This is a genomic window from Noviherbaspirillum denitrificans, assembly GCF_002211445.1.
Taxonomy (GTDB): domain Bacteria; phylum Pseudomonadota; class Gammaproteobacteria; order Burkholderiales; family Burkholderiaceae_D; genus Noviherbaspirillum; species Noviherbaspirillum denitrificans.
This window is the reverse complement of the sequence record NZ_LSTO01000001.1, coordinates 2,956,586-2,979,670: the sequence shown is the minus strand read 5'-3', so window position 1 is coordinate 2,979,670 and position 23,085 is coordinate 2,956,586. Positions and strand designations below refer to the sequence as shown.

The 23,085-nt window shown below is 61.6% G+C and carries 20 protein-coding genes and 1 pseudogene; 10 read left to right on the top strand and 11 right to left on the bottom strand.

The genetic code is table 11. The features are described 5' to 3' along the window. Positions 1-6 precede the first annotated feature (6 nt). The 5 genes from dmpG (at position 7) to AYR66_RS14390 (ending at position 5,353) form a co-directional block, all read left to right on the top strand. The gene (dmpG, locus tag AYR66_RS14410; RefSeq protein ID WP_088708059.1) at positions 7-1,065 is read left to right on the top strand and encodes a 4-hydroxy-2-oxovalerate aldolase; all 1,059 of its coding nucleotides are present in this window, start codon (positions 7-9) and stop codon (positions 1,063-1,065) included. Continuing rightward, on the top strand, positions 1,066-1,731 hold the full coding sequence (locus tag AYR66_RS14405) for a class II aldolase/adducin family protein (protein ID WP_088708058.1): 666 nt from the start codon (positions 1,066-1,068) through the stop codon (positions 1,729-1,731). It abuts the gene before it with no gap. Positions 1,732-1,735: 4 nt separating this feature from the next. Then, positions 1,736-2,320 carry an antibiotic biosynthesis monooxygenase gene (locus AYR66_RS14400; protein WP_088708057.1) on the top strand — a complete coding sequence of 195 codons (585 nt, stop codon included), beginning with the start codon at positions 1,736-1,738 and terminating at the stop codon, positions 2,318-2,320. Between the two features lie 76 nt (positions 2,321-2,396). Then, complete coding sequence (locus AYR66_RS14395; RefSeq protein ID WP_170942149.1) at positions 2,397-3,113, top strand: sensor histidine kinase; 717 nt, start codon at positions 2,397-2,399, stop codon at positions 3,111-3,113. Between the two features lie 401 nt (positions 3,114-3,514). Beyond that, on the top strand, positions 3,515-5,353 hold the full coding sequence (locus tag AYR66_RS14390) for a GAF domain-containing sensor histidine kinase (protein ID WP_170942148.1): 1,839 nt from the start codon (positions 3,515-3,517) through the stop codon (positions 5,351-5,353). On the opposite strand, the gene AYR66_RS14385 is transcribed toward AYR66_RS14390, so the two are convergent. From AYR66_RS14385 to AYR66_RS14370, 4 genes are all read right to left on the bottom strand, one after another. Next, a complete protein-coding gene (locus AYR66_RS14385; RefSeq protein ID WP_088708054.1) occupies positions 5,273-6,262 on the bottom strand; it encodes a LysR family transcriptional regulator in 990 nt (329 codons plus the stop codon). The genes AYR66_RS14390 and AYR66_RS14385 overlap by 81 nt on opposite strands. A 147-nt stretch (positions 6,263-6,409) precedes the next feature. Then, the gene (locus AYR66_RS14380; RefSeq protein WP_088708053.1) at positions 6,410-7,036 is read right to left on the bottom strand and encodes a response regulator; all 627 of its coding nucleotides are present in this window, start codon (positions 7,034-7,036) and stop codon (positions 6,410-6,412) included. Between the two features lie 44 nt (positions 7,037-7,080). Beyond that, the gene (locus tag AYR66_RS14375; RefSeq protein WP_088708052.1) at positions 7,081-7,950 is read right to left on the bottom strand and encodes a pirin family protein; all 870 of its coding nucleotides are present in this window, start codon (positions 7,948-7,950) and stop codon (positions 7,081-7,083) included. A gap of 35 nt (positions 7,951-7,985) precedes the next feature. Then, positions 7,986-8,942 carry a LysR family transcriptional regulator gene (locus AYR66_RS14370; protein WP_088708051.1) on the bottom strand — a complete coding sequence of 319 codons (957 nt, stop codon included), beginning with the start codon at positions 8,940-8,942 and terminating at the stop codon, positions 7,986-7,988. 109 nt (positions 8,943-9,051) lie between these two features. Here AYR66_RS14370 and AYR66_RS14365 point away from each other — a divergent pair, with 109 nt between their 5' ends. Further along, positions 9,052-10,110: an alkene reductase gene (locus AYR66_RS14365; RefSeq protein ID WP_088708050.1), complete on the top strand. Its 1,059-nt coding sequence runs from the start codon at positions 9,052-9,054 to the stop codon at positions 10,108-10,110. A gap of 26 nt (positions 10,111-10,136) precedes the next feature. Here the strand turns inward: AYR66_RS14365 and AYR66_RS14360 are convergent, their stop codons facing one another. The 7 genes from AYR66_RS14360 to AYR66_RS14330 form a co-directional block, all read right to left on the bottom strand. Next, entirely contained in the window at positions 10,137-11,039 is a 903-nt protein-coding gene (locus AYR66_RS14360; protein ID WP_088708049.1) for a LysR substrate-binding domain-containing protein, read from the bottom strand. Further along, positions 11,036-12,622 carry a methyl-accepting chemotaxis protein gene (locus AYR66_RS30425; RefSeq protein WP_088708048.1) on the bottom strand — a complete coding sequence of 529 codons (1,587 nt, stop codon included), beginning with the start codon at positions 12,620-12,622 and terminating at the stop codon, positions 11,036-11,038. The genes AYR66_RS14360 and AYR66_RS30425 overlap by 4 nt, the downstream gene beginning before the upstream one ends. A 244-nt stretch (positions 12,623-12,866) precedes the next feature. After that, complete coding sequence (locus AYR66_RS14350) at positions 12,867-13,259, bottom strand: DoxX family protein (RefSeq protein ID WP_088708047.1); 393 nt, start codon at positions 13,257-13,259, stop codon at positions 12,867-12,869. A 39-nt stretch (positions 13,260-13,298) separates the two neighbouring features. Continuing rightward, entirely contained in the window at positions 13,299-14,948 is a 1,650-nt protein-coding gene (locus AYR66_RS14345) for an MFS transporter (RefSeq protein ID WP_088708046.1), read from the bottom strand. A 63-nt stretch (positions 14,949-15,011) separates the two neighbouring features. Continuing rightward, positions 15,012-16,853: an amidohydrolase gene (locus AYR66_RS14340; protein ID WP_088708045.1), complete on the bottom strand. Its 1,842-nt coding sequence runs from the start codon at positions 16,851-16,853 to the stop codon at positions 15,012-15,014. Positions 16,854-16,880: 27 nt separating this feature from the next. After that, on the bottom strand, positions 16,881-17,150 hold the full coding sequence (locus AYR66_RS14335; protein ID WP_088708044.1) for a DUF1427 family protein: 270 nt from the start codon (positions 17,148-17,150) through the stop codon (positions 16,881-16,883). A 23-nt stretch (positions 17,151-17,173) separates the two neighbouring features. Continuing rightward, complete coding sequence (locus AYR66_RS14330) at positions 17,174-17,827, bottom strand: hydrolase (protein ID WP_088708043.1); 654 nt, start codon at positions 17,825-17,827, stop codon at positions 17,174-17,176. A 514-nt stretch (positions 17,828-18,341) separates the two neighbouring features. Between AYR66_RS14330 and AYR66_RS14325 the strand changes: the two genes are divergently transcribed. The 4 genes and pseudogenes from AYR66_RS14325 to AYR66_RS14310 all read left to right on the top strand — a co-directional run. Beyond that, positions 18,342-18,743: a PilZ domain-containing protein gene (locus tag AYR66_RS14325; protein WP_170942147.1), complete on the top strand. Its 402-nt coding sequence runs from the start codon at positions 18,342-18,344 to the stop codon at positions 18,741-18,743. Positions 18,744-18,848: 105 nt separating this feature from the next. After that, positions 18,849-20,285 carry a patatin-like phospholipase family protein gene (locus AYR66_RS14320; protein WP_088708041.1) on the top strand — a complete coding sequence of 479 codons (1,437 nt, stop codon included), beginning with the start codon at positions 18,849-18,851 and terminating at the stop codon, positions 20,283-20,285. Positions 20,286-20,656: 371 nt separating this feature from the next. Next, entirely contained in the window at positions 20,657-21,739 is a 1,083-nt protein-coding gene (locus tag AYR66_RS14315; protein WP_088709818.1) for a porin, read from the top strand. 102 nt (positions 21,740-21,841) lie between these two features. Beyond that, positions 21,842-23,080, top strand: a pseudogene (locus AYR66_RS14310) (malic enzyme-like NAD(P)-binding protein); the annotation flags it as partial. Positions 23,081-23,085: the final 5 nt, after the last annotated feature.

Below are 23,085 nucleotides of genomic sequence, written 5' to 3'. Positions count from 1 at the left end.
CACATCATGCAAATCAACAAGAAACTCTACATTTCGGATGTGACGCTGCGTGACGGTTCACACGCCGTCCGCCATCAGTACAGCGTCAACGACGCGAAGAAAATTGCGCGTGCCCTTGACGCAGCGAAGGTCGATTCCATCGAAGTCGCGCATGGCGACGGACTGAGCGGATCGAGCTTCAACTACGGCTTCGGCGCCCACACCGACCTCGAATGGATCGAGGCGGTCGCCAGCGTGGTGGAGCACGCAAAGGTCGCTACCCTGCTGCTGCCCGGGATCGGCACAGTGCATGACCTGCGCGCGGCGTACGACGCAGGAGCGCGCGTGGTGCGCGTGGCGACCCACTGCACGGAAGCGGATGTCTCCAGGCAGCACATCGAATACGCGCGCAGCCTCGGCATGGATACGGTCGGCTTCCTGATGATGAGCCATATGGTCACGCCGCAAAAACTCGCGGAGCAGGCAAAGCTGATGGAAAGCTACGGCGCCACCTGCTGTTACGTCGTGGATTCCGGCGGCGCACTGAACATGAACGACGTGCGCGACCGGTTTCGCGCGCTCAAGGACGTGCTGAATCCTGAAACCGAGACCGGCATCCACGCTCACCACAACCTCAGCCTCGGCGTTGCCAACAGCATCGTCGCCGTCGAGGAAGGCTGCGACCGCATCGATGCCAGCCTGGCAGGAATGGGCGCAGGCGCAGGCAACGCGCCGCTGGAAGTGTTCATTGCGGCCGCCGACCGGCTCGGCTGGAACCATGGCTGCGATGTCTATCAGTTGATGGACGCCGCGGACGACATCGTGCGCCCGTTGCAGGACCGTCCTGTGCGCGTGGACCGCGAGACCCTGGCGCTCGGCTTCGCCGGTGTCTACTCCAGCTTCCTGCGCCACTCCGAAGCGGCCGCGAAGAAGTACGGTTTGAAGACGGTCGACATCCTGGTTGAACTTGGCCGCCGGCGCATGGTGGGCGGCCAGGAAGACATGATCGTCGACGTCGCCCTCGACATCCTGAAAGCGCGCGAAGAAGCCAGCCAGGCGTCGCGCACAGCCGCTGCGGGTGCTTGAATGGATGCGCTGCAGGTCAAGGTGCGCAAGGCCGCGCGGGCGCTCGCCCGCGGCGGGCTGGTGACGGCGTTCGGGCATTGCAGCATGCGCGTCGACGACGGGCACTTCCTGGTTTGCGCGGCCCGGCCGATGGGGCTGATTGATGCCGGCGAACCCGGCACCGTGGTTCCGGTCGACGGTCCGTTGCCGCCAGGCGTGCTTGGCGAAGTGCGCATGCATCAACAGATTTACAGCCGGCGTCCTGAAGTGCAGGCCGTATGCCGCTTCATGTCGCCGCATGTGATGGCACTGGCGGCGATGGGTGAAAGCCCGTCCGCGCGCCACGGGTTTTCCTCGTACTTTTATCCCAAGGTTCCACTCTGGACCGATCCGGCACTCGTGCGCAACGATGACGCGGCGCGCGGCGTGGCCGAAACGATGGGGGCGGCTCCCGCGGTGGTGGTCAGCGGCAATGGCGCCGTCACGGCTGCCGATTCGATCGAAAAGGCGGTCAGTCTCGCCTGGTTCCTGGAAGACGCCGCCCGGGTCGAACTCGCGGTCCGGTCCGCAGGCGGGTCTGCGCATGTGACGTTCAAACATGCCGACCAGGCGCGGCAACGCGCCACCTGGGAAGGCCGTATCGCCGAGCGGATCTGGGAATACCTGACCGCAGGTGATCCGGAGTAAGGCCATGACTGATCTCGCCAGTGCAGGCACAGCGGCAACATCTCCGGAAAATGACTCGGTCACCTTTGTGGTCTACCACCACGTTGCGGCCGATCGCAGCAACGATTACGAGCAATGGCTCAGCCGGATCATTCCCGTGGCCCAGGGTTTCCCCGGCTATCTCGGTGTCGGCGTGCTCCGCCCGGCCACCGGTTCCGATCTGTACACGCTCGTCCTGCGCTTTGCGAGTGCTGATCATCTGCGCGGCTGGGTAGAGTCCAGGGAGCGGACAGAGCTCCTGGCCGATGTGGAAAGCATGCTCAGCAACACGCGAACGGAGATCCAGCCGGGAACGGATTTCTGGTACACACCGCCGGAGCCGGGAGCGAAACACCCGATTCGCTGGAAACAGTACGTCATGGTGCTGCTCATCATTTTTCCGCTGACACTGGTTGTTCCCGAAGCCTGGGAATTGCTTTTCGACCGGGTACCGTGGATGAACTCGCGTTTCGTTCGTCATTTCGGCGCAGTCGCAATCAGTGTCTTCCTGATGGTATATGTCATCCTGCCGCGTGCGATGAAACGCCTCGGGCGCTGGCTCGTGACCTGAATGTTTTCCGTAGATGAGCCAGCAAGGATACAGGCGGGTCCGCGGGCGGAGGCGCCTCTGGGCGATGGAACGTGCCATGAATATGCTGTTTCCGGCATGCCTGGCCGGCAGCATGATCCGTGAAGAGGAGCGCCGGCGCATTGCGCGCGAAATCCACGACGAATTTGGCCAGCAGCTTCTCGCACTGCGCATGGATCTGCTGGCGCTGAAGCAGCGGCTGCGGCGGGTAAGGCATGACGCACTGGTCGAACCGGTGCTGCATCAGCTCGACACCGCGTCAGCCAGCATGCGCGCCCTGGTTCGCGGACTGCGTCCCGCAGCAGTCGAACTCGGACTACGCGCTGCATTCGAATGGCAATGCAGGGAACTGGAACAGCGGAGCGGAATCGCCGGCACGCTTGAATGGGGAATCGGTGACCGTCCCCTGCCGGACTGGCATGCCATTGCCCTGTACCGCATCTTGCAGGAATCGTTCATCAATATGCGGCGCCACGCGGGGGCAGACCAGGCGCGAGTGCGCGTGATCATCGATGGCGGCTGTGTCGTCCTGTCCGTATCCGACAACGGGCGTGGATTCGACCCGGAATGCCTTGATCGTTCCTGTTCATCCGGTTTGAGGGCCATGCGCGAACGCGCTGTCGAACTCGGCGGCGATTTCTACGTGAACAGCGCCCCGGGGCGCGGCACATGCGTGACGGTCCGGCTCCCGCTCGAGCGCCCTGCCCCGCGGTGCGCCTGTCCTTACTGCCGCCCTTCTCCCCTGTCGGGAGCCTGCGCCGCCTCACTTGATTGAAGCACCACGATTTGTAGAAGGAAATTCTTGTACCACTGTCCCCTGTGGCAAGGCGCACATCTGACTGCACCGCCGGATACAAGAAAGCGAAGACGCCCCTCAAAACCGCGTGGCTGGCACAGTTGCCGGCTTGCCGAAAGAGCGTCATCATGCGCATTACCTGCAGCAGTCGGATTTTCCGCATGTCAATCCCGCGAAAGGATATCCGCGCCGGACAATTTCAACAGGCTTCCCTTCCCGTTGTCCTGCCTCGGTTCCGGTTTCCTGTCCGGACTGCACGTCCGCTTACCTGTCCGTGCGGCAGGCTTGCGGCACAGCAGGCAGACGCACCAGCAAACATATCAAGGCGTCATTCCTGACGCAAGAATGCCGGAGGTGATATGCCATCGACATCGGAACGTATGCAACGGAAAGACAATCCTGCTTACCTCGCGGAAAGCAGCGCCTTCGGCCCGGAGGATGATCGACAGAAGATGCTTGAGGAACGCGCAACAGAACTGGCGCGTGCCTATGACGTCCTGCGCAACAGTGTCGAACGCGTTTCTGCCGATCAAGGCATTGGCGCCATTCTTGACGCGTTCCTGCTGGAGGCCATGTCCTTTACCGGTGCGGCAGGCGGCGAGATCTTCACGGTTCGGGACGGTTTCTTCGACAGGACCGTATGCGTGGGACAAGACGGACGCATCGTCCCTTTTGCGGAGTGGAAGGACGAGCCGATCTATATCGAGTCTCCCACCGTCTGGAACCGTGACCCGGCAAGTGTCTCGGCTCGCCTGATGCAGACGGTCATTTCCGTGAACGGTATCGATCCGCTCGCTTCATGGTGGCCCGCCGCGCACGCATATCATGAGAAGCGGGGTCACGTGCAGACCTGGAACGTGCCGTTCGTTTCCCGGGGGCAGTTGATGGGGTATCTGTGCCTTGCATTTCGTGACCATCGCCCGCTCACCGAAATGAACACCGTGACCCTGACCGCCCTCGCGCAGCAGGCGGCACTGGCCGTTGACCTGACACAAATCGCCGCCAAGGCAAGCGACGCGGCAATTGCGTCCGAGCGCGCGGCTGCCGCGGAGCGACGAGCCGAGACCCTCGAGCGCTTGAACAGGATCATGCAGAATGCACTGGCGCAGCTGACGGAAGACCCGGTACGCGATGACTTTCTTGCGCAAAGCCTCGCATTGTGCGCGGACCAGCTTGGCGCTGCGGGCGTAAGTGTGTGGCGACGTAATCCCGTCACCCGGGTGTATGAAATGGCTGTCAATGTCGAGTGCGACGCCGCCCGTGCAAGCGCGTCCGCCCATCCCGGGCTCGACGGCGCCGAACCCATGGTCCCCGTCCTGGAGCCGTACGAGAAGGGGAAAATCACTACCCATCACGCCTCGCAGCTCTTCTCATTACCCGCGTCCGCCAGCTACGCGGACTACATTGCATCCCGCGATATCCAGACCGTGATGTCGGTACCTCTGTTCCTGGGCGAGACACTGCTGGGTTTGATGACGCTGCGTTTCTGTAATGACCGTACGCTGACTCCCGAGGAGGAAGACCTGGTCCACTCCCTCGTCAACCAGTCTGTCCTCGCGCTCGAGCTGACCCGCCTGTCGCGCAGCGCCCGGGTCAGTGCCGTGCTCGAAGAGCGGCGCCGCATGGCGCGCGAAATCCATGACGGCATTGCCCAGGCGTTCCTCGGCATCATCCTGCAAATTGAACGCGGGCGGCAATCGGACGATATCGCCGCTCGGGATGCGCGCCTGCTCGATCTTGCCCGCCACGGCCTGGCGGACGCACGGCGGGCAGTGGAAGCGCTTCGCCCGCAATCGCTGTCCTCCCACGACCTGCCTCGTGCCGTAGCGCAGTTGCTGCAGCAAGAAGTTTCACGGCTGGGATTCACGCCGGTACTCGAGGTATCCGGCCAGTGGATGCCGCTCGAGGCTGACCGCGAACTCCATCTCTACCGGATCGTGCAGGAAGCCGTGAATAATGTGGCAAGCCACGCCCATGCGACGGAACTTCGCGTCGAGATCTCGAGCAATCCGGACGAAGTAAGCATCCTTATCGTCGACAACGGCGTGGGCTTCCCCGCTTCCGCGCCGGGGGACCGCGGTTTTGGCATGGAAAGCATGCATCAGCGCGCCGCACTGGCCGCTGCAACACTGTCCGTGCTAAGCCAGCCCGGCCGCGGCACGCAGGTATTCGTTGCCGCCGATCGACGCCAAGGCCGGTTTGCTCCGCGTGCGGCCTGAAGTCTGGTCGCACAGCATGCGCATCATCAGGTCAGGATGGTCGAGCCTGTCCGTCCACCACTGCAAAGCCATTCCGATGGAATCGTTCCGCCAGGCCAGGAAGTATTCCTGGGGCCGCAATGACGTCTCCAGTTGTTTTTCGACAAGGCTGCCGTCGGCCAGGCAAGGCGCCGCAATACAGCGCGGCAGGCAGCCGACAGCCAGGCCGGCCAGCAAAACGTCCAGCATCGCAAGAACGGTCGGAACGGTCACCGCTTCCTGTCCCTCGGCCAAACTGCCCGGGGATGACAGGCCGGCGCCGCGCGCGGTATCGCCGACCGAGACGCCCCGGTACTGGGCGACCTGGGCCGTCGTGAGTGGTTCCGGCGCATCGGCGAGCGCATGCGTCGATGCGACGCAAAATACCAGCTCGATCTTGCCGATGAACTTGCTGGCGTATCCCGTGAACGGAGGGTGTCCGGTGGCGCCGATCACCAGGTCGCTGCGGCGCGCGCGCAGTGCTTCCCAGGCCCCGGTGCTCGACTCATGCGCGATACTTACACGCGTCACGGTTGTTTCTCCGTAAAACGCAGCCATGAATGGCATCAGGGCGCGGAGCGGAACCAGGGTATCGGTGGCAATCCGCAGTTCCGATTCCCATCCCCTGCCGATACGCACGGCGCGCTCTTCGGCGGCGCACGCCTCCTGAAGGAGCTTGCGGCCATGATCGAGGAGTGCCCTGCCGGCGTCGGTGAGACGCGCACGATGGCCGCTGCGATCGAATAGTTGCACGCCCAGGTCGCGTTCCAGCTTTTGCACGATGTAGCTCATTGCGGAAGGCACTTTGTGCAATTCTTCGGCGGCGGCGGCGTAACTGCCGCGCCGATCGATCGCATCGAGGGTTTCCAGCGCTTCAAGGGTCAGCTTCATTTGCGGGTACCGCCAGGACGTCCGGAAAGGAAAAAGTCATCAGCGCTGAGAGTATGCGCCTGGCGCTTCAAACTGGAACCGGTCCGAAGAGGTGCTTCGGCACTATCCATTGGCAGGGAGAGATACCCAACTTTCGATCAGGTGTGCTCAGGCAATGCGGATAATCCCGCGTTTCAGGGCGAGCGTGACCGCCTCGGTGCGGCTGTCGACACCCAGCTTCGACAGGATGTTGTTGACATGGAACTTCACCGTTCCCTCCGTGATCGAAACGGCTTGCGCCACCTGCTTGTTGCTCATTCCGCCCGCGATCAGCTCAAGAACCTGCAGCTCCCGCGCGGACAACTCGGCGGTGTCCATCCGCTGGGCCAGCTTGGATGCAACGTCCAGCGGCAGGTACCGCCTTCCGCCGGCCACGGCGCGGATGCAATCGAGCACCTGCTCGCTCGGTGCATCCTTGAGCAAATATCCCCGCGCACCCGCGCGCAAACCCCGGAAAATTTCTTCTTCTCCGTCGAAAGTCGTGAGGATGACGATGCGGGCAGCCGGATCGAAAGTGCGGATATGTTCGATTGCGGCCACACCGTCGAGCTGCGGCATTCGCAAGTCCATCAGCGCGACATCCGGTCTCAACTGTCGATACAGCGCGACAGCTTCGGCGCCGTTGGCGGCCGTACCGACCAGGCTAAAACCAGGCTCCAGTTCGATCATGCTGGCCAGCCCCATGCGCACAACCGGATGGTCGTCCGCGATCATTACATGGAGGGTATCAACCATATTGGTATTTCCGGCACAAACATATGCGCATCTTACCAGCCAGGTTACCGGGGGAATTCGCGCGAGGGCAGCAAGCGGCCCATCTCTCCGTTCTGGAAAGCGATGAACGCGCGCGCCAGCGCCGGGTTGGACTCCATCGCAAACGGCCCCTTGAAGACGACGGGTTCGTGCAAGGCAGGAGACGAGAGCAGCACAAATTGCCCTTCGCCTTGCACGCTGAAGGGAATTGCATCGCCGGTTGCGGAAAGCGCAATCGCCTGGCCGGCTGGCAGCAATACCGCGCTTCCCGCGCCATCAAGCGCGAGTGCCGAATCCATGGTGTAAATCCAGGTGCCCCAGCCGGGTTGAAGCATGTAGAGAAATGGCGAGCCTTCGTTCAACGCAACATCGAAGAAATCGAGGGGCGCGGGAGGTGCCAGGGGGGAGCGCAGGCCGCCATATGATCCGCAAACGATTCTCGCCCTCAATCCGGTTGAACGGTAAGCCGGAATCCTGTCCGCGCGCAGGTGCATTGCATGCGGCAAGGCCGACTTCATCGCCAGCGCAAGATTGATGAAAATCTGCAAACCATGACAGCGCTGTCCGTCGATCACCGGGACTTCCTCATGCATCACCCCCTTGCCGGCCATCGTCCAGTGCAGCGCGCCGGGGCCGATGATCTGCTTGCCACCGAGCGAATCCCGGTTTTGAAAGCTGCCTTCGGAATCCTCAAACAGGTAAGTGACAGCCGAGAATCCCGCGTGCGGGTGGGGCGGAAAGGTGGGATACCGCATCTCGAAATGATCCACCATCAGGATCGGATCAGCCAGGCCGTCAAACATCCGATCGCTGAAGCGTCGGATACGTGGGGCACGTTCGCCAGGCGTTGCAGGCATGTCAGGCGCTTTCGGCGCACTAAAGGTCACCTCAGCCATCGTAGTCCTCCTGATCGATTACATGCACTCCGGCGTCACGGAACGGAAGCGCCGCCTTCCGATTCAGCATAACTGCCGGACACAGGCTTTGCCAGCGCGCCGCGCAATTGCGGCGAACCGAGGTTTTCCCTCAGGTACTCAATGAAAAGCTGCGTCTTCGCGGGCAGGAGCCGGGTCTCCGTCAGCGCATAAACCGGCACGCTTTCGATCGACCAGTCCGGCAGCACCCGCCGCAACCGCCCTGCGACGGCGTCCTCCCTCGCGATTTCCTCGGCGATGGCGGCAATCCCCAGGTCCAGCAATGTCAGCCGCCGCATCATTCCCACACTGTTGAGCGAGAATCGCCCACTTACCTCGACCGAGACCTTGCTTCCGCCTTTTTCCAGTGTCCAGATGCTGCTCCGTGCCGAGGTGGTCATGCGCAGGCAATCGTGCAACGACAGGTCCTCGGGGCGAATCGGCGTGCCCGCTCGTTCGAGGTAGGCGGGCGTGGCGTACAGATGGCGAGGCAGGCTGGCGACCTGGCGCGCGATGAGTCCCGAGTCCGGCAGTTCGCCGATGCGAATTGCGACGTCGATCGGTTCGGATACGAGGTCAACGCGGCGCGGCGTCAGGTCGAACTCGAAACTGATCCCCGGATACAGCTCGGCAAAACGGGCGACAAGCGGAGCCAGGTAGAAGGCGCCGAAATCGACCGGCAGTGACGCCCGCAGCAGGCCGCTGGCTTTTTCGGCGAAGCCGGTAAGTTGTTCGTGCGCGATGCGCGCATCGTCCACGATCCGCTTGCAGCGTTCGAAATAGAGCCGGCCGGCCTCCGTCAGTTCGATGCGTCGCGTCGAGCGCTGCAGAAGCCGCAAACCCACGGCCTTCTCGAGTTCCGAGATGCGTCGCGAGATGGTGGAACTGGGAATGCCGGTAATGTCTGCGGCGTGCCGGAACCCCTTCGCCTTCACCACGTCGACGAACAAGGCCATGTCGTTCAACAGTTCCATTACCCCTCCCATTGCGCCAAGGATGGAACAGTCATTTCCATTCCACCCACTTTATCTTCCTCGCCATCGGGACCAACATGAAGTGGTCAAAATTCATCGAGGAAAAAACATGAAAAAGCTCTTTACTTCCATCCGCGTCGGCGACCTCGCCCTGAAAAACCGGATGGTCATGGCGCCGATGACGCGCTCGCGCGCCGACGGAGCCGGCGTCCCCGAAGACATCGTCGCCACCTACTACGCACAGCGCGCCGGCGCCGGCCTGATCATTTCCGAAGGCACCGCGCCGTCGGCGATCGGCAAGGGCTACCTGAACACCCCCGGCATCTATTCCGACGAGCAGGTGCGCGCGTGGAAGAAGGTGACCGACGCCGTCCACGAACAGGGAGGCCTGATCTTCCTGCAGGCGATGCACACCGGACGCATCGCGCATGAGTCCCTGATTCCGGCCGGGCAGCAGCCTGTCGCGCCTTCGGCGATCCGCGCCAACGGCCAGATCTTCACCGCCGACGGCATGAAAGACTTTGCCGCCCCGCGCGCACTCGCGCTTGAGGAAATCCCGGGCGTCATCGACGAGTACCGCAACGCCACGCGGCTCGCCCTCCAGGCAGGTTTCGACGGCGTCGAACTGCATGCCGCGTCGGGCTATTTGCCGGAACAATTCCTGTCAAGCGGCAGCAATCAGCGCACCGATGTCTACGGTGGCTCCGTGCAGAACCGCGCGCGCTTCGTTCTCGATGCCCTCAAGGCGATGATCGAGGTCGCCGGCAGCGGACGGGTGGGCATGAAAATCTCGCCCGAGATGAACTTCAACGATGTCCATGACGACAACCCCAGGGAAACCTATACCTATCTGGTCGATCAGCTCAAGGGCCTGAACCTGGCCTACCTCCACGTCGCACTGTTCGGAACGCCGACCGACTACCACGGCATGCTTCGCCCCCGCTTTGAGGGCGCTTACCTCGCGGGCGGCGGACTGACGCAGGAAAGCGCCGAAGCCCTGCTCCAGGAAGGCAAGGCGGATGCCGTCGTGTTCGGCAGCGCCTTCCTGGCCAATCCCGACCTGCCGAAACGGTTCCTTGTCGGCGCGCCCCTGAATGTCCCGGACAAGGCAACGTTCTACTCTCCCGGCGCGAAGGGCTACACCGACTATCCTTCGCTGGCCCGGTAATATCGATGCCCGGGGCGTGATCGCTGTTACTGCCACCACATCTCGGCGATCAGTCCCGGGCGGTCAAGCTGGTTCAACCACCATTTCAATGCTTCTCCCGCATCGTCCGGGCGCCATCCAAGGTAGAACGACTGCGGAGCGGGCGCCGCCGCGAGCTTCTTTTCGAGGAGGGTGCCGTGTTCGAGATGCTTCCGTGCGACGCATGCCGGAAGAAGTCCGCAGCCAAGCGTGGCAATTTGCAATTGCAAGCTGGCATCGAGGTCGGGAACGGAGACGCTCTCCTGCCGCTCGGGAACCGCATCAAACTGCAATTCGGCGACGCGCGTCGTATCGCTTAACGTAACCACCCGGTACGGCGCGATCTGCGTTGCCGAAAGCGGCTCCTGTACAGTAGCCAGCGAATGGGCCGGGGATACGCAAAAAACGGAATCCACAGTGCTGACGATGCGATGGGCAAAGGCGCCGGCCGGCGGTTGACCGGTAGCGCCTATGATCAGGTCCGCGCGCCCACCGACCAGCGCATCCCATTCGCCGCCGAACGGCTCCCGAAAGATGCGCAGCCTCGTTGCGGTGCTTTCACCGTAAAACGCGGTCATGTATGGCACCAGTGCGGAAAAGGGCACGATTGCCCCCACCGCGATTCTCAGCTCCGTCTCCCAGCCGGCATCAATGCGGGCGGCGCGACATTCGAGTTCCGCTGCCGAGCGCAGCAGCTCGCGCCCGTGGCGCAGCAGCAGTTCACCCGTGCGGGTGAGGCGTGCCCTGTGGCCGGAACGATCGAATACCGTCACACCCAGGTCGGCCTCGAGTTTTTGCACGGTGTACGAGATGGCGGATGGCACCTTGTGCAGTTCCTCCGCCGCTGCCGCATAACTTCCCTTGCGGGCAATGGCGTCAATGGCTTCCAGCGCTTCAAGCGTGAGCTTCATGCGGCCCCTGTCAACATGCGGGGCGAAACGTCGGCAGTTCCACCCGTCCTGAACTTCGAAACCAGCGCCGCAAGACTTCCTGCCCGTTCGCTCATCGCCTGGGCCGCGGCTGCCGCCTGCTCCACCAGCGCCGCATTCTGTTGGGTTACCTGGTCCATCTGGCCGATCGCATCATTCACCTGCTCGATGCCGGCACGCTGCTCGTCACTGGCCGACGCGATTTCTCCGACGATGCCGTTGACGCGCTGCACGCGGGCGACGATTTCCTGCATCGTTTCACCCGCGGCACCGACCAGCCTGTTGCCGTCCTCGACCCTGTCGACCGAATCGCCGATAAGTTGCTTGATCTCTTTCGCCGCCGATGCGGAGCGCTGCGCGAGGCTGCGCACCTCGGTCGCGACGACAGCGAAACCCCGGCCCTGTTCGCCGGCACGCGCGGCCTCCACAGCCGCGTTCAATGCAAGGATGTTGGTCTGGAACGCGATACCGTCAATGACGGCGGTAATATCCGCGATCTTGCTTGCCGACGTGTTGATCGCTTCCATTGTCGACACAACCTGTGACACGACTGTACCGCCCTGCAGGGCAGCCTCCGTCGCGGAAGCCGCCAGTTCGCTCGCCAGGCGGGCACTGTCCGCATTCTGCTTCACCGTCACGGTCAGCTCTTCCATCGAGGACGCCGTTTCCTCAAGCGAGCTGGCTTGTTGTTCAGTGCGTGAAGACAAGTCCATGTTGCCTGCGGCAATCTGTTCCGACGCCGCGGAAATCGCCGCAGTGCCGTCACGGACTTCGGTCACGATATTGGCGAGGCTCGCGTTCATGTCACGCAGCGCATGCAGCAGCTCACCGGCTTCGTCCTTGCTCCCGGGAACGATAGTGCTGGTGAGGTCGCCGGACGCCACCGTCCTGGCGACACGGACCGCGATGCCGAGCGGTACCACGATGGCGCGTGTGATCAGCCAGGCAAACAGCACTCCGGCCAGAAGGGCCACGAGCCCCAGCCCGACAACTTCCGCGCGCGCCAGATCGAAGGTTTCATCCATCTGCGTGGCGGACTCCTCAACCAGTTTCTGCTGCAGTTCATAAAATGCGCGCACGTCCGCAGCCAGAAGGTGCAGCGCTTCATAGGTTTCTGAAAGGGCAATCCTGCGAGCGTCTTCTATCTTTCCCTCGTCTTTCAACCGCATGACCCTGTCGATGGAGGCGAGGTACTTCTTGCTGGACTCCTCGGCCCTCCCGAGGATGGCTTTTCCTTCCGCCCTGTAGGCGAGCCGGGCGGATTCGCGCAGTGCTTCCTGGTAGGTATCGATATTTGCCTTCAGGCGCTGACGCGCCGTGCTCAACTGCGCATCGTCGGTCTCCGTCACGATCTGGAATACACGCGCGATGCTGCCGCGAACGTTATCGAGGGCGCTGCTCGCAAGCTTTGCCTTGATCCAATCCTGCTTCACGATCTTGTCGCCGCCGGCGTGCAGCCTGGTCAGGTTGAAGACAGCGAGGACTACGATGCCGCACAACAGGGTGATGACGAATCCAAAGCCCAGGCCGAGCTTGGTGCCGATTTTCAGGTTCGAGAAATGCATGGTTCCTTTCTGGATGTTTAAATCAGGGGATATGGCGTGACCGCCAGCGTGAGCCGACCAGCGTCGGCATCAGCATCTGGCGGAATAAGGTCTTCTGTTCGCAGTGTTGCGGGTTACCGCGGCGAGCATGTCGAATCTTGTACGCGTGGCTTGATACCGGCAGATCGGAGCGCGTCACTCACCCTGGTGAGTGCAACGATGCTGGCATGACGCTGACCGATTCCATGATCGCGCCGGGAAAGAATTACGCATTCACCTCTTTGTCGTCACCACTATCGTCAATTGCGGGGCGCCCTGGCCCGCGTGCCACAAACAGCAGGAGGCCACCGACGATCGCCAGGTTTTTCATGAAATGCACAAGCTGTCCGGGATCACCGATGTTGCCGTGAAATATCCAGCCGGCCGCGAACGTGAATATGGCCAGCGCGAATGCCGCCACACGCGCCTTCAACCCAAGAATCAGCGCGGCCGCCCCGCCAATTTCCAGCAGGATCACAAGCGGCAGAAATGTCCCGCTGACGCCGTTTGATTCCATGAATGCTTGCGTTGCCGCATAGCCAACGATTTTATTAATACCAGAAACAAGAAAAATTTGTGCGACGAGCAGTCTCGCTGCGATGTTCAAGGCTCCGTTCATTTTCTCCTCCGATAATGGACATTTTCTGTTTCCTGTTTTTCATCGTTCCTGCACGTCTTGCCCGGCATCGGCGGCGTCTTGGGTCAACGCCACGTAGTGGGACACTTTCGGCGGCATAGGGCCGGCATGGAAGCGCGTGACCTCCGCCTGCAAGTCTGCGTCCATGCGCGAGACACGCTGATGCTGGCGCAGATGCTCGGCCCACGACTCGACGAAGAACCATTCGAGGAGACGTTCCGGATCTGCGGTGTCTTCGCTCACCCCCCATGCGAATGCGCCGTCCCGGCGGCGCTCGGAAGCAAGAGCCTGCAGTGCGGCATGGAACTGCGCGCGACTGGATGCCGGGACGCGGTATTCGACGGTGACCAGCACCGGCCCGCGGTCGTTCGGCATGTTGGCTGCTGCGATCGGCTCCGCCCAATGGTTGGCGGGGGACAGATCGGCATCGCCCGGCGGCAGCGGAAGGCGATAGGCGACCAGCGCAACCACGGCCATGCATCCGCCGCCGACAAGCAGGGTCAGCGGTACGCCGAGCCCCTCGCCGACGGCGCCCCACAACAGGCTGCCTGCAGTCATTGCGCCATTGAAGGCCATCAAGTAGGCCGCCAGGCCTCGTCCGCGCACCCAGTTCGGGAGCACGGACTGTGCAGTGGCGTTCAGGGTTGTCAGCACCGCGATCCACCCTGCCCCGAAAAGCACCGCGAGAACGATGCCGGCCCAATGCGGAGGGGCAAAGGAAAGCGCGACAATGACCGCTGCGATCAACAGCGATGCCGCGAGCATCAAGCCGTCAATCGTGAGCGACTTGCGCGCATAAGGGAGAAGGATTGCGCCGCCGACAGCGCCGGCGCCGATGGCGCCAAGCATCGCGCCGTAGTATCCGGCCCCGCCATGCATGACTTCACGCGCGACGATAGGCAGCAGTGCCCATGCGACGCTTGCGAACAGGAAGAACAGAACGGCACGCAGCAGCACACGTCGCAATTCCGGGCTTGCCCACACATAGCGCACCCCTGCGCGCATAGCCCCACCGAGGTTCTCACCGAGCCGGTCCGCGGTGCGCGGCGTGCGCTGCCACCAGATCAATGCAGCGACTACCGCTGCATAGGTCAGTACGTCCACGCCGTAAGTGACTGCGGCGCCGAAAGTCGTCAGCAGTAATCCGCCTACAGCGGGGCCGACCGCGCGGGCGATATTGAGGCCGAGCGAATTCAGCGCAATGGCGGCTTTCAAATCGGATTTCGGAACCAGTTCCGGCACGATCGATTGCCAGGCCGGCCCCAGCAGCGCAGCGCCCGCGCCGCCGGCGAAGGTAAGCGCTACCAGGCCGAGCGTCGTGACCGAATCGAACGCGGCCAGGAATGCCAGCGTGGCGCTGACAAGCGCAAGGAAGACCTGCACGATGATGAGGAACTTGCGCCGGTCGACAATATCGGACAACGCCCCTGCCGGCAACGCCAGCAGAAAGACCGGCAGCGTAGCCGCGGCCTGCACCAGTGCCACGGATCCCGGTGAACGCGAAATCTCCGCCGCCAGCCAGCCGCTGGCGACATCGCGCATGAAGGTGCCGATGTTGCCGATGACAGTGGCTACCCACAGGACAGCGAAGAGCCTCTGGCCAAGCGGGGAAAACGGGCCGGGCGCGACGGTGGATGTCGCGGCATGCGGAGCCGCGTCTGGCACCTTCATGTGCCCTCCTTGCGCCACGCACGGTACTCGCACTGCAGGCGAAATGGATCCGCAAAGGCCATGCTAGAACGCCCAGCAGGAACACCCGAGCGCGCCCCAGAAGGATCGCTGGTCATCGGTTTCTCCCATCCATGCCTTTTCGTGCCGGTGGCCGTGTACCGAACAGGCATGGGCGCAGCCGCACGGATGAACTGGCGCCGACTGCATCGGCTGGTGCTGGTAGCCGCCGAAGGTGCGCACCGGGGACCAGTCCGGCATGGCGGGCGGCATCGGCGGAGCGAACTGGCCAAACTCGCCCGACCCGTGGACGATCTTGCCGCCGACGACGGTGAGCACGGATTGAAGATGCCGGATGTCGGCTTCAGGAACGCTGAAGTAATCATCCGACAATACCGCGAAGTCGGCATACTGGCCGGCGACAATCTGTCCTTTCTTGCCTTCTTCCGACGAATACCAGGTATTGCGCTCGGTCCACAAGCGCAGCGCGGTTTCCCTGTCGAGCAGATTCTGGCGCGGATACAGACGGGTTCCGCCAAGCGTCGTTCCCGTCACCAGCCATGACAGCGACACCCATGGGTTGTAGGAGGCGACGCGGGTAGCGTCTGTGCCGGCCCCCACCTGTACCCCGGCCGCGAGCATCTTCGCCACCGGCGGTGTATTCTCCGCAGCCTTGGCGCCGTAGCGTTCGACGAAGTATTCGCCCTGGTACATCATCCGATGCTGTACCGCGATGCCGCCGCCCAGCGCCGCAACACGTTCAATGTTGCGCTCCGAAATCGTTTCGGCATGGTCGAAGAACCAGTGCAACCCGTTGAACGGCATGTCGCGGTTGACCTTCTCGAACACATCGAGCGCCCGCGAGATCGATTCATCGTACGTCGCATGCAGCCGCCACGGCCAGCGGTGTTCGACCAGGATGCGAATCACGTCTTCAAGCTGGCCTTCCATCTCGCCTGGCAAATCCGGCCGCGGTTCACGGAAATCCTCGAAGTCCGCCGCTGAAAAGACGAGCATTTCACCGGCGCCGTTGTGACGGTAATAATCGTTTCCGGTGCCAGGGGACACCATGCCCGCCCAGTTCCGGAAGTCTGCCAGCTCCCCGCCTTTGTTCTGCGTGAAGAGGTTGTAGGCGATGCGCAGCGTCAGCTCGCCCGCGTCGGCCATCTGCTGGATGATCCGGTAGTCTTCCGGATAGTTCTGGAATCCGCCGCCGGCGTCGATCACACCTGTCACACCGAGCCGATTCAATTCCCGCATGAAGTGGCGTGTCGAATTGCGCTGGTATTCGGCCGGCAGCTTCGGGCCGCGCGCGAGCGCCGAGTACAGGAGCAGGGCATTCGGCTTGGCGAGAAAAAGTCCGGTTGGTTCGCCGCTGGCATCGCGCTCGATGACACTGCCCGGCGGATCCGGGGTTTCCCGGGTATAGCCCGCGGCGCGCAACGCAGCGCGGTTCAGCAGCGCCCTGTCGTACAGGTGAAGGATGAATACCGGGGTGTCCGGCGCAACGGCATTAAGCTCGTCAAGTGTCGGCAACCGCTTCTCGCGGAACTGGTGTTCGGTAAAGCCGCCGACCACACGCACCCACTGCGGCGGCGGTGTCACCGCAACCTGCTTCTTCAGCATTGCCATTGCGTCCGCCAGGGATGCGACGCCATCCCAACGCAACTCGAGGTTATAGTTCAGTCCGCCGCGAATGACGTGGATGTGGCTGTCGATCAGGCCCGGAATCACCCTTCGGCCACGCAGGTCTACCTCGGTCACGTCCGGACGTGACCGTGCGCGCACGTCCTGTTCGGAGCCGACAGCAACGAATTTGCCGCCCTCGATCGCCATGGCTTTCGCCTCCGGGTTCCGCCGGTCAAGCGTCGTGATGCGTCCATTGGTAAAGATGATATCTGCTGCCATTTCCACCTCCCCGTCCGGGATTCGCCCTTACTGCGGGGTCCGCGTCTCGCCGGATTCGGCACCGGCCGGTGCATCCGTGCCCGTGATCTTCGGCACGCATTCCTGCGCGAACCAGGCCACGGTCAGCGGTTCGCCACGGATGATCCGGGACGTGATCGGCACGATCTGTTCACCGACCAGCATGCCGAGCAAACCGAGCAGTGCGACGATGGGGGGAGCGGGAGAGCGTACGTTCAACAGTCCGTATATGACCCCGACAAGAACGCCGCACAGGATGGAAACCAGATAAAGACGCATTGCGCTCCCCCTTCTTAAAGTACTTAGTGTCCCTCGGCCCCGCCGAACATCGTCTTGGCGTAAATCAGTCCCAGGCCATAGGCGCCACCATGCTGTACCGACGTCTGTACCGTCTGGTTGTAGGTTTCACCGCGTGCCCAGTCGCGCTGGAGTTCGAGCAGGTATTGGAGGGAAGTCATCGGGCGTGCGCCTTGCTGAACCATGCGCTCCATTGCCCGTTCGTGCGCTTCTTCAGACACGTCACCGCAGGCATCGGCGATCACGTAGACCTGGAATCCCTGGTCAATCGCCGACAGTGCCGGCCCGACGATACAAACCGACGTCCATAACCCGGCAAGCACGATCTTGTCTTTGTTGAAAGAGTTCACCCTGTCCGCAATCCGCGCGTCTTCCCAGGTATTCATGGTTGTACGGTCAATGACGCTGGCCTCCGGGAAGACGGTCTTGATTTCATCGAAGATCGGACCGGAGAAGGTCTTTTCAGCGACGGTCGTCAGGATCGTCGACACCTTGAATTCCTTTGCCGCCTTGCTGATGAGAGCCGCGTTATTCCTGAGCGCCACGGCGTCAATCGATTTGGTGGCAAAGGACATCTGCGATTGGTGATCGATCATGATCAGGATATGGTCCTTCGGGTCAAGTAGGGTCTTGCCTGGTTTTGCACTGGCGACTGGCATATTGTTCTCCTCAGAAAGCACGCGTGTTAACGAGCCGATTCCCGGCCCCTTGTCTTCGCTCGCATGCGTTGACTGGCCAGCCGTTTCGCTCAGAAGCACATCGCATCCGCACAGGGCAGGCGATGGATGGGTTAACAATCGGACACGAGGGACATGAAGTCAATTGGAGAAATTTGAGCAACTTGATCGAAGATTTTGACAAATGCATTGGGCGCACCCTGCTTGCCGCCTGCCCCCCCAAAAACCTTGTCGCGCTCGCCACATTTTGGTGCATGCAGGGCATCGGCACGGAAGGAAGTGCCGCGCGAAGGTCTGACCGATTTATCGCATCCCTTGACTGCAATCCTCGGCCAAATTCCGCGATCGGCAACGGCGCCTCGTACCGGCCCGCATGCATTGGCTGCTGCAGGAAAGTGACCTTCCCCTCTTCGTCCGCGGCCCAGGGCTCGCCCGGCTTTGGAACGGGTTTGATTCAGGTCAAAGACCTGTTACTCTCGGGCAATGGAGACTAGGAATGAATTTTCCTGTCGATTTTCTTGAACATCCATTCCATCGAAAGGACCTCGACTTTGCATGCGGAGTATCGGTCATGAAGACGGATAGCCGTCATTTCTGGCGCACCTCCTGCAGGGCACCGGCGCGATTATTATTGGCGCCGGCTGTGGAATACTCGTGCACGGTCGTCGATGTGTCGGAAGGTGGAGCGGGCGTTACACTTGCCGATTCTTTGCCCGCCGGTGCCTCCTGCATGGTCTCCTTCGACCTGGTCGACAAGGATGCCGTTCGACGGATTAATGCCTGGGGCCGGATCGTGTACAGCAACGCCTGCGCAGGATCCGCAAAGGCAGGGATTCAGTTCCTGGACATGGACAGCAACAGCCGTTTCCTGTTGCGAGCACTAGAACTCATTTCATAAATAGGAGGGCCCGCGCAGGCATTCCTGGCCAGGCTGTGCCAGCGCCCCTGCCAAGGACTTTAACTCCCTCTAAAATGGCATCGCACGACATTCATATGCCTAAATATGGAAACGTCCGAATGCGCCCTTGAATCAGCATGGTTATTGAGGAAATGCGCCGTTGTCTTGAGCGCAGTCCTGCTCTTTGTCACCGTTACCGGTTGCAGTAGCGAACATTACTTCATCAATCGTACTTTCGGCCCGGATTCCTCATCCGCCAGATATTCCATCAATCGCCTGGCCGCTAACGACAATACGGACAGCCTGCTTGTCATGCTCTCATTTTCGGGCGGAGGCTACCGTGCCGCGGCATTGGCATACGGAGTCCTGGAGGCACTTGCCGACACGCGGATAGTATGGGCGGGTGCAAACAAGCGATTACTGGACGAGGTTGACCTGATCTCGAGCGCATCGGGCGGGAGCCTGACCGCCGTATATTACGGTTTGTACCGCGATCAGATCTTCAATACCTTCGAATCCGATGTACTGGCGGCGGACATGCAGTCGAGCGTCATCTCGCGCATCCTCTCGCCTCGCGGCCTGTGGCGCCAGAGTTCGCCTCGGTTCGGCCGGGGCGACCTTCTCCAGGAGGTGCTGGACGAAAAGGTCTTTCATGGAAAGACCTATGCAGACCTTCTACGCACGCGGCCGATGCTTTTCGTCAATGCGACCGAAATGAAATCGGGCGAACGTTTCGAGTTCACGCAAGACCAGTTCGATCTCCTGTGCTCCGACCTGAGCGCCTTCCCACTATCCCGTGCCGTCGCGGCCTCGATGGCTGCGCCGCTGATCTTTTCGCCGATCACGTTATGGAACCATAGCGAGGCATGCGATTGGCGCGAAGAGCCCTTGCCCTTGCAAAGCGGAGTGCGCGAACAACGGTATGTGCATTTGCTTGACGGTGGCCTGCATGACAACGTCGGGATCAAGACCGCCCTTGAAATTGCAGAGGCGCGCGGCGGCATCATCGGCATGGCCAAGGCAGCCAGGATGCGCGGCATCAAGAAGCGGGTCTTCGTCATCGTGAATGCGCAAACGATCCCTGAACTTCCAGAGGACGCATCACCAAACACGCCGGGTCTCTATCGCCAGGCAAAGGCACTGATCGATATACCCATCGATCTTCACTCCCACAACAATATCCAGGCGCTCCACTCGACAATTGCAAGATGGAAGGCCGAAATCAGGGATGCCAGCTCCGTGCAGCTGGCCGAGACGTATGACCGTGCAGCCGACTTCTATGTAGTCGAAATCAATCTTCGGGCCGCCGCAAAGGAAACCCAATGGAGCCGTCTCCAGGACATTGGCGTGACATTACGGCTCGCATCCGAAGAGATAAGCCTGCTGAAGTCCTTCGCCCGCACACAGCTGAATGCGCATCCTGAATGGAAACGCTTGCTGTCGGAAATCGGAGCGGAATCCGCCGTGCCGGCGACCGGCAATCCAGTCAAAGAGGATTCGCCAAGGAATCACTCTCCATCCACCACCCAGCACATGCGCTGAGGCGTCTCCTCGAATCGCGTTCAACGCTAGCCGCACGCCTCCAGCACGGCTCGTGAAACGTCCGTGCGGCTTCGCGCCGTAACTCGGCGCGCGATTTTCGAGAAACAACGACTTCCGATTTGGTTCAACCGGTATTCGGTTGAAGCCATCGGCACGCGATCTGCATAATACGTGCAATCGCTTGCATTATACAGCATTAGAATCCGCCGATGAAGGTATGTAAGACTAAAACCCAACATGGAATACAGCGCTTGACCGTATGCAAACGTTTGCATACCATTTTAACGTTTGCGGCATTTCCAAGGATGCTGGAAACACGGCGTGCAAAACCGTTCGGTTTGCATGAATTCCAATTTACGGGAGAGAACTTCATGGAACTAAAAAAATGCCTCGCTGCCTGGCTGGCCTTCACGGCCATGCCGGTGTTCGCGCAGCAGGTCCAGATCTACGGCCGGCTTAACACGGCGCTCGAGTACGTGCATACCTCGGCCGACACTGCCGGCACCACACTCGGCAACGTTACCCGTCTTTCGAACTACCGCTCCGTCCTCGGTTTCCGGGGTGACGAAGACCTGGGCAGCGGCCTGCGCGCCCTCTGGCAAATTGAAGGCGCGCTGTCGGTGGACACCGGTTCGGGCGGCATTGCCAACCGTGATACGCGGGTCGGCCTGTCCACCCCGTTCGGCACGGTGTTCGGCGGGAACTGGACAACGCCATATACGAGCTCGACTGCTCAACTTGACCCCTTCTATCCGACGACTGCCGGCTACATGAGCATCATGGGCAACGGGTCGGCGCCGACCTCCAACAATGTCATCGATACCACCTCCTTCGATCGCCGCCAGCAAAACAGCCTCCATTACTGGTCCCCGAACTGGAATGGCTTTTCCGTTCGCCTGGCGCACGGTTTGAGCGAAGAGAAAACCGCGGTACGCAAGCCTTCCCTCACCTCTTTCGCTGCGATATACGAAAGCGGCGACTGGTACCTGACGCTTGCGCACGAATTGCACACGGATTACCAGGGCGCCGGCCTCGATGACAAGGGCACGAAGCTTGGCGTCGCCTATCGCTTCGGCGCCACGCGCGTCGCAGGCGTGGCGGAGAGGCTGCGTTATCAAACGCCAAGCGGCCCGCTGGAGCGCAATGCCTACTACCTGTCCGCCACCCATCAGATAGGGCCGCACGGCCTCCGCTTCGGTGTCGCACGCGCGCAGGATGGATCGGGATCGTCCACCGCGACCCTCGGTCCGCTCCGCAGCGGCAGCGATACCGGCGCGACCCACTACACCCTGGGCTACGACTACGCCTTGTCCAAACGCACCAGCCTGTTTTCGTATGTGACGCGTATCGACAACAAGCGCAATGGCCTGTACCAGTTTGCAATCAATGAACTGGACACTGGCGCCGGAGCGGATTCAAGCGTCGTCGCCATCGGCATGCGCCATTCGTTCTGAACAAGGATGCCAGGCGGCGCTGCCGCCTGGCACAGCGACGCACGGCGGCATGCCGCTCCGTTTGGCGGCCGCGGCGCTTCCTTACCTCATGAAAGCCAATGCATGAACTCAACCTTACTCAAACAAGCGGCACTTTCGTATCATGCGAATCCGCGGCCCGGAAAGATCTCGGTGGCCCCCACCAAAGAACTCGCCGACGCCAAATCGCTCACACTCGCCTACTCGCCGGGCGTTGCCCACGCATGCGAGGCTATTGCGGCAGACCCTGTCGCGGCGGAACGACTGACCTCGCGCGCCAATCTCGTCGCCGTCATCACCAACGGCACAGCCGTGCTCGGCCTCGGTGACATCGGCCCGCTTGCCAGCAAGCCGGTCATGGAAGGCAAAGCATGCCTGTTCAAGAAATTTGCCGATATTGACGTCTTCGATCTGGAAATCGCGGAGAACGATCCCGATCTGCTCATCGACACCATCGTCCGGCTCGAACCGACATTCGGAGGCATCAATCTCGAGGACATCAAGGCGCCGGAATGCTTCTACATCGAACGCCAGTTGCGAGAGCGGATGCGGATTCCGATCTTCCATGACGATCAGCACGGCACTGCCATCATCGTCGGCGCCGGCATCCTCAATGCGCTTTCACTTGCGGGCAAGGACATCGACAAAGTCAATGTTGCAGTGTCAGGCGCAGGTGCTGCAGCGATCGCCTGCCTTGACCTGCTGGTGTCGCTCGGCCTCGACCGACGAAACATCAAGGTGTGCGACAGCCGTGGCGTGATCTATCGCGGGCGTGACGCCAATATGGAGCCAAACAAGGCGCGCTACCAGGCGGACACGAACGACCGCACGCTGGCGGAAGCGATGGCCGGCGCCGATGTCTTCCTTGGACTGTCCCAGGGAGGTGTGGTCACCAGGGAAATGGTCGCCCGCATGGCGCGCGACCCCATCGTGTTTGCCCTTGCCAACCCGCTTCCGGAAATCCTGCCGGAAGACGTCCATGCGATTCGTCCGGACGCCATCGTCGCAACCGGGCGCTCCGACTACCCGAACCAGATCAACAACGTGCTGTGCTTTCCCTATATTTTCCGTGGCGCCCTGGATGTCGGTGCTACGACAATCAATGAAGCAATGAAGCTCGCCTGCGTGAACGCAATCGCGCAGCTGGCAAGGCAACCAATGGCGGACTCGGCGACAGGCGAATCCGCGCTGACGCGCGCACGCCTGATCCCATCTCCCTTCGACCCGCGCCTTGCCGCCTGGCTTGCGCCGGCCGTCGCCGCAGCTGCCATGGCCAGCGGTGTCGCTCGCCGTCCGCTGACGAACCTGGACCGCTATCGCGAGGGAAT

Coding starts and splice junctions, on each gene's coding strand:
- dmpG (WP_088708059.1), top strand. CDS start 7: ATGCAAATCAACAAGAAACTCTACATTTCGGATGTGACGCTGCGTGAC.
- AYR66_RS14405 (WP_088708058.1), top strand. CDS start 1,066: ATGGATGCGCTGCAGGTCAAGGTGCGCAAGGCCGCGCGGGCGCTCGCC.
- AYR66_RS14400 (WP_088708057.1), top strand. CDS start 1,736: ATGACTGATCTCGCCAGTGCAGGCACAGCGGCAACATCTCCGGAAAAT.
- AYR66_RS14395 (WP_170942149.1), top strand. CDS start 2,397: ATGAATATGCTGTTTCCGGCATGCCTGGCCGGCAGCATGATCCGTGAA.
- AYR66_RS14390 (WP_170942148.1), top strand. CDS start 3,515: ATGCAACGGAAAGACAATCCTGCTTACCTCGCGGAAAGCAGCGCCTTC.
- AYR66_RS14385 (WP_088708054.1), bottom strand. CDS start 6,262: ATGAAGCTGACCCTTGAAGCGCTGGAAACCCTCGATGCGATCGATCGG.
- AYR66_RS14380 (WP_088708053.1), bottom strand. CDS start 7,036: ATGGTTGATACCCTCCATGTAATGATCGCGGACGACCATCCGGTTGTG.
- AYR66_RS14375 (WP_088708052.1), bottom strand. CDS start 7,950: ATGGCTGAGGTGACCTTTAGTGCGCCGAAAGCGCCTGACATGCCTGCA.
- AYR66_RS14370 (WP_088708051.1), bottom strand. CDS start 8,942: ATGGAACTGTTGAACGACATGGCCTTGTTCGTCGACGTGGTGAAGGCG.
- AYR66_RS14365 (WP_088708050.1), top strand. CDS start 9,052: ATGAAAAAGCTCTTTACTTCCATCCGCGTCGGCGACCTCGCCCTGAAA.
- AYR66_RS14360 (WP_088708049.1), bottom strand. CDS start 11,039: ATGAAGCTCACGCTTGAAGCGCTGGAAGCCATTGACGCCATTGCCCGC.
- AYR66_RS30425 (WP_088708048.1), bottom strand. CDS start 12,622: ATGCATTTCTCGAACCTGAAAATCGGCACCAAGCTCGGCCTGGGCTTT.
- AYR66_RS14350 (WP_088708047.1), bottom strand. CDS start 13,259: ATGAACGGAGCCTTGAACATCGCAGCGAGACTGCTCGTCGCACAAATT.
- AYR66_RS14345 (WP_088708046.1), bottom strand. CDS start 14,948: ATGAAGGTGCCAGACGCGGCTCCGCATGCCGCGACATCCACCGTCGCG.
- AYR66_RS14340 (WP_088708045.1), bottom strand. CDS start 16,853: ATGGCAGCAGATATCATCTTTACCAATGGACGCATCACGACGCTTGAC.
- AYR66_RS14335 (WP_088708044.1), bottom strand. CDS start 17,150: ATGCGTCTTTATCTGGTTTCCATCCTGTGCGGCGTTCTTGTCGGGGTC.
- AYR66_RS14330 (WP_088708043.1), bottom strand. CDS start 17,827: ATGCCAGTCGCCAGTGCAAAACCAGGCAAGACCCTACTTGACCCGAAG.
- AYR66_RS14325 (WP_170942147.1), top strand. CDS start 18,342: ATGAATTTTCCTGTCGATTTTCTTGAACATCCATTCCATCGAAAGGAC.
- AYR66_RS14320 (WP_088708041.1), top strand. CDS start 18,849: ATGGAAACGTCCGAATGCGCCCTTGAATCAGCATGGTTATTGAGGAAA.
- AYR66_RS14315 (WP_088709818.1), top strand. CDS start 20,657: ATGGAACTAAAAAAATGCCTCGCTGCCTGGCTGGCCTTCACGGCCATG.